This is a genomic window from Pseudomonas sp. R62 (assembly GCF_000257605.1).
In the GTDB taxonomy this organism is placed as follows: Bacteria; Pseudomonadota; Gammaproteobacteria; order Pseudomonadales; family Pseudomonadaceae; genus Aquipseudomonas; species Aquipseudomonas atacamensis.
Genome location: NZ_JH635998.1, coordinates 2,770,947 through 2,781,173 on the forward strand (window position 1 = coordinate 2,770,947; position 10,227 = coordinate 2,781,173).

Here is a 10,227-nt window from a genome sequence, read left to right on the forward strand (position 1 = left end):
CCTTCGCACAATATGTCGAGGGCGGCTGGCATGGATTGGCGGCCGATCCGGCTTACGGTGGCCAAGGGTTGCCGAGCTCGCTGGGGCTGGTGATCAGCGAGATGGTCGGCTCCAGCAACACGTCCTGGGGCATGTACCCGGGCCTGACCCACGGCGCGATGTCGGCGATCCACGCCCACGGTACCGCCGAGCAGAAAGACACCTACCTGAGCAAACTCACCGCTGGCCAGTGGACCGGCACCATGTGCCTGACCGAAGCCCACTGCGGCACCGATCTGGGCATCATCAAGACCCGCGCGGTGCCACGGGCCGACGGCAGCTACGCGATCACCGGCAGCAAGATTTTCATTTCCGCCGGCGAGCATGACCTGAGCGACAACATCATCCATCTGGTCCTGGCCAAGCTGCCGGACGCACCGGCTGGAACCAAGGGCATTTCCCTGTTTATCGTGCCCAAGTTTCTGCCCGATGCAGCAGGCGAAGCGGGTGAGCGCAATGGCGTTTCCTGCGGCTCGATCGAGCACAAGATGGGCATCAAGGCTTCAGCCACCTGTGTGCTGAACTTCGATGCCGCCACCGGTTACCTGATCGGCGAGCCGAACAAAGGCCTCAACTGCATGTTCACCATGATGAACCACGCGCGGCTCGGCACCGGCATGCAAGGGCTTTGTCTGGGCGAGGCGAGTTTTCAGGGTGCGATCAAGTACGCCAATGACCGCCTGCAGATGCGCGCGCTGACCGGCGCCAAGGCCCCGGAAAAACCTGCCGATCCGATCATCGTCCACCCCGATGTGCGGCGCATGTTGCTGACCATGAAAGCCTTCAACGAAGGCAACCGCGCGCTGACCTATTTCACCGCGCAGATGCTCGACGTCGCGCACCTGAGCAGCGACGCCGACGCGCGTCAGGAGGCCGAAGACCTGTTGGCGTTCCTCACGCCGATCTGCAAGGCCTTCATGACCGACACCGGGCTGGAAGTGACCAACCACGGCATGCAGGTGTTTGGCGGCCACGGCTTCATTCGTGAGTGGGGCATGGAGCAACTGGTGCGCGATTGCCGGATTGCGCCGATCTACGAAGGCACCAATGGCATTCAGGCGCTGGACCTGCTCGGGCGCAAGGTGCTGGGCAGTCAGGGCAAGCTGCTGCGCGGCTTTACCAAAATCGTCCACAAGTTCTGCGCAGCGAACGCCGACCACGCGCAATTGGGCCGCTTCGTCGCGCAACTCAACGGGCTCAACCAACAGTGGGGCGACCTGACCATGAAGGTCGGCATGGCCGCCATGAAGAACCCGGACGAAGTCGGCGCCGCATCGGTGGATTACCTGATGTACAGCGGCTACATCATCCTTGGCTACCTGTGGCTGCGCATGGCGTTGGTTGCGCAAGCACAGCTGGAGGCGGGCGAGGGTGAGGCTGATTTCCTCAAGGGCAAACTGGCGACGTGCGAGTTCTACTTCAAGCGCTTGCTGCCGCGTACGGCTGCGCATCAGGCGGCGATCGAGGCGGGGAGTGATTGTTTGATGAATTTGCCGGCGGAGGCGTTTGCTTTGTAGGGCAGATCGAAAGATCGCGGCGATCTTTTTCCGGTGACTAAAAATAACAAATCAGTCACCGGTTGACCCTATGTGTCGCAAAAGTTGTTGAGGTACACTCGGGCTCAGAAAATATCATTCCACGAACCACCTGTTTAGATCTTGCGAGGTTTGCCATGGCTGACTACAAAGCGCCGCTGCGCGATATGCGCTTCGTCCTCAATGAAGTGTTCGAAGTCGCCAAACTCTGGGCCGAGCTGCCGGCGCTGGCCGAGACCGTCGATGCCGAAACCGTTGAAGCGATTCTCGAAGAGGCCGGCAAGGTCACCAGCAAAAGCATCGCGCCACTGAGCCGTGCCGCTGACGAGGAAGGTTGCCATTGGGCGGACGGTGCCGTCACCACCCCGGCCGGTTTCCCACAGGCTTATCAGACTTATGCCGAAGGCGGCTGGGTCGGTGTCGGCGGTGATCCGGCCTACGGCGGCATGGGCATGCCCAAAGCCGTGTCGGCGCAAGTCGAAGAAATGGTCAACTCCGCCAGCCTCGCGTTCGGTCTGTACCCGATGCTGACCGCCGGCGCCTGCCTGTCGATCAATGCCCACGCCAGCGAAGAACTGAAAGCTGCGTACCTGCCGAACATGTACGCCGGCATCTGGGCCGGTTCCATGTGCCTGACCGAGCCGCATGCCGGCACCGACCTGGGCATCATTCGCACCAAAGCCGAACCTCAGGCCGACGGTTCCTACAAGGTCAGCGGCACCAAGATCTTCATCACTGGCGGCGAGCACGACCTCACCGAGAACATCATTCATCTGGTACTGGCCAAGCTGCCGGACGCCCCGGCCGGTCCGAAAGGCATTTCGCTGTTCCTGGTGCCGAAGTTCATGGTCAATGCCGACGGCAGCCTCGGTGCGCGTAACCCGGCCAACTGCGGTTCGATCGAGCACAAGATGGGCATCCAGGCTTCGGCGACCTGCGTGATGAACTTCGACGAAGCCGTCGGCTATCTGGTCGGCGAGCCGAACAAAGGCCTGGCCGCGATGTTCACCATGATGAACTACGAGCGCCTGGGTGTTGGTATTCAAGGCCTGGCCACCGGCGAGCGCTCTTATCAGAACGCTGTTGAATATGCGCGCGATCGTCTGCAGAGCCGTTCGCCGACCGGCGCGCAGAACAAGGACAAAGTTGCTGACCCGATCATCGTCCACCCGGACGTGCGACGCATGCTGCTGACCATGAAAGCCTCGAACGAAGGCGGCCGTGCGTTCTCCACGTATGTGGCGATGCAACTGGACACCGCCAAGTTCAGCGAAGACGCGACCACCCGCAAGCGCGCGGAAGATCTGGTGGCGTTGCTGACGCCGGTAGCGAAAGCCTTCCTGACCGACCTGGGTCTGGAAACCACCGTCCACGGCCAGCAGATTTTCGGCGGCCACGGCTACATCCGCGAGTGGGGGCAGGAGCAACTGGTGCGTGACGTGCGCATCACCCAGATCTACGAAGGCACCAACGGTATTCAGGCGCTGGACCTGGTCGGGCGCAAGATCGTTGGCAGTGGCGGCGCGTTCTACCAGTTGTTCGCTGACGAGATCCGCCATTTCACCGCAACCGCCAGTGCTGATCTGGGCGAGTTCACCAAGCCGCTGAACGATGCCGTCGACACCCTCGACGAGCTGACCGCGTGGCTGCTGGACCGGGCGAAAAACAATCCGAACGAAATCGGCGCGGCCTCGGTCGAATATTTGCAAGCGTTTGGATACACCGCTTACGCCTACATGTGGGCGTTGATGGCCAAAGCCTCGCTGGGCAAGGAAGCGCAAGATGATTTCTATGCGAGCAAGCTGGGCACCGCACGCTTCTATTTTGCCCGTTTGCTGCCGCGTATCCACTCGTTGAGCGCGTCGGTCAAGGCCGGTAGCGAGTCGCTGTTCCTGCTGGATGCGGCGCAGTTCTGATCCTGTAGACGTCATGTAAGCATTTGCTTACGTGACGTGCTGCTGTTCTCCCATATCCGTATATTGGATCCACGGCTAATCTACATTTCATGGACGTCGCGCAGGAAGCGCAAAGTAAACAACACGGACACGTAGGATTCTGCCAGGGTGGCGGAGTGAAATGGATGTCAGGGAAACAGTCTGCAAAGCCCCGCTTCGGCGGGGTTTTCTTTTGCCTGAACAAAAGTTTCAGGCAAGCGGATCGAGGGGCGGCTTCATTTCGCGATCGATCACCTCTTCAAGCAATGTCCGCAGCAATGCCAACGAGGCCTGCTGGCGTTGCACATCACGGCACACCAGGCCAACTTGCAACGGCACCCGTGGCTCGCTCAGCGGTTTCCACAGCAGATCGGCATCGTCGTATTCCTTTTGCGAACGTCCCGGCAGTACCGTCGCCAGCCGGGTGTGCGGCAGGCTGTCGAGAATCCCCAACATATTGTTCAGCTCGGCCTGCACCTGCGGGCGTCGACCGAGGCTGGTCAGTTGTGCCTGCCAGATCTGCCGAATCTGGAACTCTTCGCCGAGCAGCAGCATTGGCAGTTCAGCAGCCTGGCGCATCGAGACTTTCTTGAACTCGCGCAAGGGATGGTCCGCCGGGATGACCAGCGTCAGTTCATCTTCATACAGCAACACCCCGTGCAGACCGGGCTGGCGCGGCGGCAGATAGCTGATGCCGATGTCCAGCGAACCATTGAGCAGACGCCGTTCGATTTCCAGCCCCGTAAGTTCATAGATCTGCACCACCAGATGCGGCTGCGCCTTGCGCACACGCTCGAGCATTTGCGGCACGAGGCTGGTGTGCACCGTTTGCAGCACACCAATGGCCAGTGTGCGCAATGCCTGACCCTTGAAATTACCCAACGCCTCGCGCGCCCGCTGCAAGCCATCGAGCAACGGCAGCGCGTGGTTGTACAGCGTGTGCGCAGCGAGGGTCGGCAGCAGGCGTTTACTGCTGCGTTCGAACAGGGTTACGTCGAGGTTCTGCTCCAACTGACGGATCTGTTGCGACAGCGCTGGTTGCGAGATCGAGAGGCGCTCAGCCGCACGGCCGACATGGCCTTCTTCGTAGACCGCGACGAAATAACGCAGTTGTTTGAAATCCATAAGTAGCGCTTATCGAAATGGCTGTGAAATCGAAATGGCCTGGAGCCGTTTGCGCGCCTAGTCTAACCGCATTCACAAGGCTTGCAGGGCCAGAAAGCGTGACGAATTCCATTTGCTTCGTTCGTGATTACATAGGCAGTTCAAAAAACCTCCAGCGAGGTTTTTCCGCATGAATCTGTTCAGTTTGCGGCGCCAGACGCCGAGTCTGGATGACCTCTGCTTCGAGGCGGGGCCATCCGCTATGACCGACCATCTCAATGCCCAACGCCTGATGCCCAGTGTCGAGCGGCCGCATCAAGTGTTCGCTCGCGGCCAGGGTTCATGGCTGTGGGACAGCAACGATCGCGCCTACCTCGACTTTTCCCAGGCCGGCGGCGCCAACAGCCTTGGCCACAGCCCCACGGCGCTGGTCAAAGCCATCGCCAATCAGGCCCAGGCGCTGATCAATCCCGGCTGCAATCTGCAAAATCGCGGCATGCTCAGCCTCGCCGAGCGTCTGTGCGCCAGCACGTCCAGCGATCAGGCATACCTGCTCAACAGTGGCAGCGAGGCTTGTGAGGCGGCGATCAAACTGGCGCGCAAATGGGGCCAACTGCATCGCGGTGGCGCTTCGCGGATCATCGTGGCGCAGCAGGGTTGCCATGGCCGCAGTCTGGCGACGGTCGATCGAGTGCCATTCAACGACCTGCCGGCGCTGCATGCGGCGGTTGATGCGCAGACCGTGGCGATCATGCTGGAGCCGATCCAGAGCGATGCCGGGGTCATTCCGGCGACCGAGCACTACCTCAAAGGCGTCGAGCGACTGTGTCGTGACCTGGGAATTCTGCTGATTCTCGACGAAGTGCAGACGGGTATGGGCCGCTGCGGCAGCTTGCTCGCCGAACAGTCCTACGGCATTCGCGCCGATATCGTCGTGCTCGGCAAAGGCCTTGGCGGCGGCTTGCCGCTGGCGGCCTTACTGGCGCGAGGCAAGGCCTGCTGTTTCGCCATCGGCGAGCTGAGCGGCACCCATCACGGCAACGCCTTGATCACGGCGGCCGGTCTGGTAGTGCTCGACAGCATCCATGACCGCAGCTTCCTTCAGCAGGTCAACGACAGCGGCCAGCACCTGCGCGAAGGCCTGGCGCGACTGGCCCACCGCTACGGCCACGGCGAGTTGCGCGGCCAAGGCCTGTTCCATGGGCTGACGCTGTCCGACGAATGCGCCGACGCCGTCGTTCACGCTGCACTTCACGAAGGCCTGATATTGAACGCCGCGCAGCCTGACTGCCTGCGCTTCACCCCCGCCCTCACTGTCAGCAAAGCCAACATCGACGAAATGCTCCTACGCCTGGGCCGCGCCTTCTCGCGAGTGCGCACCGCCCAGTTGCAATGCCGCAAGGGCATTGCCGTCTGAGCTGAGCAGCTCCAACCGATTACCCGAACCGTCTCGCGGTATAACGCACGCCCCACGCCTGATTCTTTTTGCGTGGGGCGTTTTTTTGTGATGCTGGCGATCAAATAGCAAGCGTAATGAACCCTGATGAACGGCGCAGGTCGATTAGCTTGTATGGCTCAAGTGAGCCAACCCCCATTCAGGAGCTGCCCCATGGATTTCATTCGTATCATCATCGCTATTCTGTTGCCGCCACTGGGCGTGTTTCTGCAGGTCGGGTTTGGCGGGGCGTTCTGGCTGAACATTCTGCTGACGTTGTGCGGCTACATTCCGGGGATCGTGCATGCGGTGTATATCATCGCCAAGCGTTGAGTCCGGCGGCGTCTGATCAATAGCTATCGCGGGCAAGCCCGCTCCCACGGTGTTATGAGTGATCACAATTTTTGTGTACACCAAATAACCTGTGGGAGCGGGCTTGCCCGCGATTGGAGCGACGCAGTCTCAAAGTGAGGGCTCAGTCAATCCCATCACCCGCCGATAAAACGTCCACTCCTGCTCCAGTGCATGCGCCTGGTTGGCCGCGCGACGAAAGCCGTGGCGTTCGTCAGGGTAGTAATGCGCCTCGACCGGGATGCCGTTGTGCTCCAGCGCCGCGACCATGTCGCGGGTCTGTTGCGGCACGACCACCGCGTCCAGTTCACCCTGGAAGAAAATCACCGGCACGCGAATGTTATCGGCGTGCAGCAATGGCGTGCGGGCGGCATAGCGTTCGGCATCTCGCTCGGGATCGCCGATCAGCCAGTCCAGATAATCGCCCTCGAACTTGTGCGTGGCCCGTGCCAGCGCGACCGGATCGCTGACGCCATAGAGGCTGGCGCCTGCGCGGAAAACCTGCCTGAACGCCAGTGCGCACAATGTGGTGTAACCACCTGCACTGCCACCGCGAATGAACGCACGTTCCCCATCGATCAAGCCTTGATCGGCGAGATAGCTGACCACCGCGCAGGCATCCTCGACATCCACCTCACCCCAGCGCAGATGCAGCGCTTGCCGATATTCACGGCCATAGCCACTGCTGCCGCGATAGTTGAGGTCGGCGACGGCAAAGCCGCGCTGCGTCCAATACTGGATGCGCGGATCGAGGATCGGATAGCACGCCGACGTCGGGCCGCCGTGGATGAACACCACCAGCGGCGGTTTCGCTTCACCGCTCATGGCCGGGTAAAAGAAACCGTGTGCCTCGCCGGAGCCGCTCGGATAACGCAAGGTCTGCGGACGGCTGATGCGTTCGGCAGGCAATGGAGCCACGCCGCCAGCGAGGATTTTCACGGCATGCGAGACACGATTAATGGCGATCACTGCCGACGGGCTGGTCGGCGATGCAGCGATGCAATAGATGAATTGTTGATCCATCGCCAAGTGGCGGAAGCGGCTGTAGTCACCGCTGAAATCTTCAACTCCAAGGGCCAGGCGCCCGAAACCATCCTCGCTCCAGCTGGCTAAAAATTGATCACCGGCAGGCAGCCAAGTGCAGCCGCCCAGTTGCCAGGGCGCAGGCGCGTGATCGGCCTCTGCACTCGGTAGCGCGTGCAAGCCATCGGACGTTTCGACCCACGGCTGCCAGTAGCCGCCACGATCAGTCAGGCAGTAGAGCCGGCCGTCCGCGTCGAAGCGCGGCTGTTGGATCGACTCCTCCATCTGCGCACCGGCAATACAACGAGGCGCAGAAAAATCACCTTCCGCAATCATCAACCGCGTCGAGGTCCACGGCTGATGCGGTCGGCTCCACTCGATCCATGCCAACCGCTGGCCGTCCGGGCTCAGCGTTGGCGACGCGTAGAAATCAGCACCTTCGGCCAGCACCTTGCGCGTGCCGGTCGCCAGATCAATCGCCACCAGGCGATGCCGATCCTGCTGCTCTTCAACCGCCAATACCCGGCCAGCGGCAAATTGCAGATCGCCGTAGCGGCAGTCAGTCGATGTCAGCGCGACCGGCTCGCCATCCAGCGCCTGCCGATACATCTGCTGATCCGCTTCATTGACGAAAACCACCCCGTCAGGCGTCAGACAAAACGCACCACCGCCATACTCGTACACGCGGCTACGCACGCTGAAGCCGTCCGGCGTCAGACGTTTCGCCACGCCATCGCGGCAATGCCAGATCCGGCACGCGGCATCCTCGGGGCGGTATTCATTCCAGAACACACCATGGGCGCCGAGCTGCAGTTCGGCGAAGTCGGTCCCGGCAGCGACGGCTTGGGCGGCGCTGAAAGGCTCAGCCCTTGGCGATGAGGCGTGAGTTTCGTTCATTGCGAAAGGCCAATTGTTCGATGGTTTGAGTGGCGGTCTCGGCTTCTTCGCGGGCCTGCAGAATCACGCCGTGATGTTCGGACTTGCTGCACACCGGGTCGGCGTTACTGGCGTCGCCGGTGAGCATGAAAGCCTGGCAGCGGCAGCCGCCGAAGTCTTGTTCTTTCTCGTCGCAAGAGCGGCACGGCTCGGGCATCCAGTCGTAACCGCGAAAACGGTTGAAGCCGAACGAGTCGTACCAGATGTGCTGCATGCTGTGCTCGCGCACGTTGGGAAACTGCACAGGCATCTGGCGGGCACCATGGCAGGGCAGGGCGGTGCCGTCCGGGGTGACGGTCAGGAAGATGCTGCCCCAGCCGTTCATGCAGGCTTTCGGGCGTTCTTCGTAATAGTCCGGAGTGACGAAAATCAGCTTGCACGGATGCCCTTCGGCTTCCAGCTTGGCCCGGTATTCGTTGGTGATGCGTTCGGCGCGCACCAGTTGCTCCTTGGTCGGCAACAGACCGACACGGTTGAGCTGCGCCCAGCCGTAGAACTGGCAAGTGGCGAGTTCGACGAAGTCAGCCTCCAGCGCAATGCACAGTTCGATAATGCGGTCGATCTTGTCGATGTTGTGCCGATGGGTGACGAAGTTCAGCACCATCGGGTAGCCGTGGGCCTTCACTGCGCGAGCCATTTCCAGCTTTTGCGCAAAGGCCTTTTTCGAGCCCGCGAGCAGGTTGTTCACTTGCTCGTCGCTGGCCTGAAAACTGATCTGGATGTGATCAAGCCCGGCCTTTTTGAAGTCGCTGATTTTCTGCTCGGTCAGGCCAATGCCGGAGGTGATCAGGTTGGTGTAGAAACCCAACTGCCGCGCTTCACGGATAAGTTCGGCCAAGTCCTGACGCACCAGCGGTTCGCCGCCGGAAAAGCCCAATTGCGCCGCGCCCATCTCCCGCGCTTCGCGGAACACCTTGATCCATTGCTCGGTGGTCAGCTCTTTGCCCTGCTCGGCGAAATCCAGCGGATTGGAGCAGTACGGGCATTGCAGCGGGCAGCGGTAGGTCAGCTCGGCGAGCAGCCACAGCGGCAGGCCGACTTGCGGTTTGGCCGGCAGATCAGCCAAGGGTGAGCCAGTGTTGCTCACGGGCAACCTCCATGAATTGCTCGACGTCGTCACCGAGCTCGGGCACGCCGGGGAACTGCTTGTCGAGTTCGGCAATGATTGCCGCGACATCGCGTTCGCCATCAATCAGGCCGCCAATCAGCGCGGCCGTTTCGTTGAGCTTGATCATGCCTTCCGGGTACAGCAACACATGGCCCTTTTGCGCCGGTTCGTACTGAAAGCGATAGCCCGGGCGCCAGCTCGGCACTTTGCTGCGGTCGAAACTCATAAGATGATTCCTTTATGCCAGACCCGTTGTTCGGTCACGCTGTGATACGGCGGACGGTTCAGTTCATAGGCCATGCTCATGGCATCGAGCATGCTCCAAAGAATGTCCAGTTTGAACTGGAGAATTTCCAGCATGCGCTCCTGGCCTTCGCGGGTCTTGTAATGCTCAAGCGTGATCGCCAGCCCATGCTCGACGTCACGCCGCGCCTGACCGAGACGGGTGCGGAAGTATTCGTAACCGGCCGGGTCGATCCACGGATAATGCTGCGGCCAGCTGTCGAGGCGCGACTGGTGGATCTGCGGCGCGAACAGTTCGGTCAGCGAGCTGCTTGCCGCCTCCTGCCAACTGGCGCGACGGGCGAAGTTGACGTAGGCATCGACAGCGAAACGCACGCCGGGCAGCACCAGCTCCTGAGAACGCAATTGGTCTGGGTCGAGGCCAACAGCCTGGCCCAGACGCAGCCAGGCTTCGATGCCGCCATCTTCACCGGGCGCGCCGTCGTGGTCGAGCAGGCGCTGAATCCACTCGCGGCGGAT

General features: G+C 61.2%; 9 protein-coding genes. 4 read left to right on the forward strand and 5 right to left on the reverse strand.

Going from position 1 to position 10,227, the window contains the following annotated elements; translation table 11 throughout:
- Together OQK_RS13460 and OQK_RS13465 are read left to right on the forward strand one after the other, a co-directional pair.
- Positions 1-1,556: acyl-CoA dehydrogenase C-terminal domain-containing protein (locus tag OQK_RS13460; protein ID WP_016772868.1), on the forward strand; the 1,556-nt coding region annotated here is incomplete at its 5' end.
- A 155-nt stretch (positions 1,557-1,711) separates the two neighbouring features.
- The gene (locus OQK_RS13465) at positions 1,712-3,490 is read left to right on the forward strand and encodes an acyl-CoA dehydrogenase C-terminal domain-containing protein (protein WP_016772869.1); all 1,779 of its coding nucleotides are present in this window, start codon (positions 1,712-1,714) and stop codon (positions 3,488-3,490) included.
- A 228-nt stretch (positions 3,491-3,718) separates the two neighbouring features.
- On the opposite strand, the gene OQK_RS13470 is transcribed toward OQK_RS13465, so the two are convergent.
- Positions 3,719-4,633 carry a LysR family transcriptional regulator gene (locus OQK_RS13470; RefSeq protein WP_016772870.1) on the reverse strand — a complete coding sequence of 305 codons (915 nt, stop codon included), beginning with the start codon at positions 4,631-4,633 and terminating at the stop codon, positions 3,719-3,721.
- A gap of 169 nt (positions 4,634-4,802) precedes the next feature.
- Between OQK_RS13470 and OQK_RS13475 the strand changes: the two genes are divergently transcribed.
- The gene (locus OQK_RS13475) at positions 4,803-6,029 is read left to right on the forward strand and encodes an aspartate aminotransferase family protein (RefSeq protein WP_016772871.1); all 1,227 of its coding nucleotides are present in this window, start codon (positions 4,803-4,805) and stop codon (positions 6,027-6,029) included.
- Between the two features lie 192 nt (positions 6,030-6,221).
- Positions 6,222-6,380 (forward strand): YqaE/Pmp3 family membrane protein, encoded by a 159-nt coding sequence (locus OQK_RS29290; RefSeq protein ID WP_003228885.1) that lies wholly within the window; start codon positions 6,222-6,224, stop codon positions 6,378-6,380.
- Between the two features lie 129 nt (positions 6,381-6,509).
- On the opposite strand, the gene OQK_RS13485 is transcribed toward OQK_RS29290, so the two are convergent.
- The 4 genes from OQK_RS13485 to pqqC all read right to left on the reverse strand — a co-directional run.
- Positions 6,510-8,318, reverse strand: coding sequence for an alpha/beta hydrolase family protein (locus OQK_RS13485; RefSeq protein WP_016772872.1), 1,809 nt, complete (start codon positions 8,316-8,318; stop codon positions 6,510-6,512).
- Entirely contained in the window at positions 8,284-9,444 is a 1,161-nt protein-coding gene (gene pqqE / locus OQK_RS13490) for a pyrroloquinoline quinone biosynthesis protein PqqE (RefSeq protein WP_038860934.1), read from the reverse strand. Before pqqE ends, OQK_RS13485 begins: the two co-directional genes overlap by 35 nt.
- Positions 9,416-9,691: a pyrroloquinoline quinone biosynthesis peptide chaperone PqqD gene (pqqD, locus tag OQK_RS13495; protein ID WP_016772874.1), complete on the reverse strand. Its 276-nt coding sequence runs from the start codon at positions 9,689-9,691 to the stop codon at positions 9,416-9,418. Before pqqD ends, pqqE begins: the two co-directional genes overlap by 29 nt.
- Positions 9,688-10,227: pyrroloquinoline-quinone synthase PqqC (gene pqqC, locus OQK_RS13500; protein ID WP_038860935.1), on the reverse strand; the 540-nt coding region annotated here is incomplete at its 5' end. The genes pqqC and pqqD, both read right to left, overlap by 4 nt.

Excerpts from the sequence above, each read along its gene's own strand:
- OQK_RS13470 (WP_016772870.1), bottom strand. The coding sequence starts at position 4,633 with ATGGATTTCAAACAACTGCGTTATTTCGTCGCGGTCTACGAAGAAGGC.
- pqqD (WP_016772874.1), bottom strand. The coding sequence starts at position 9,691 with ATGAGTTTCGACCGCAGCAAAGTGCCGAGCTGGCGCCCGGGCTATCGC.
- OQK_RS29290 (WP_003228885.1), top strand. The coding sequence starts at position 6,222 with ATGGATTTCATTCGTATCATCATCGCTATTCTGTTGCCGCCACTGGGC.
- OQK_RS13485 (WP_016772872.1), bottom strand. The coding sequence starts at position 8,318 with ATGAACGAAACTCACGCCTCATCGCCAAGGGCTGAGCCTTTCAGCGCC.
- OQK_RS13465 (WP_016772869.1), top strand. The coding sequence starts at position 1,712 with ATGGCTGACTACAAAGCGCCGCTGCGCGATATGCGCTTCGTCCTCAAT.
- OQK_RS13475 (WP_016772871.1), top strand. The coding sequence starts at position 4,803 with ATGAATCTGTTCAGTTTGCGGCGCCAGACGCCGAGTCTGGATGACCTC.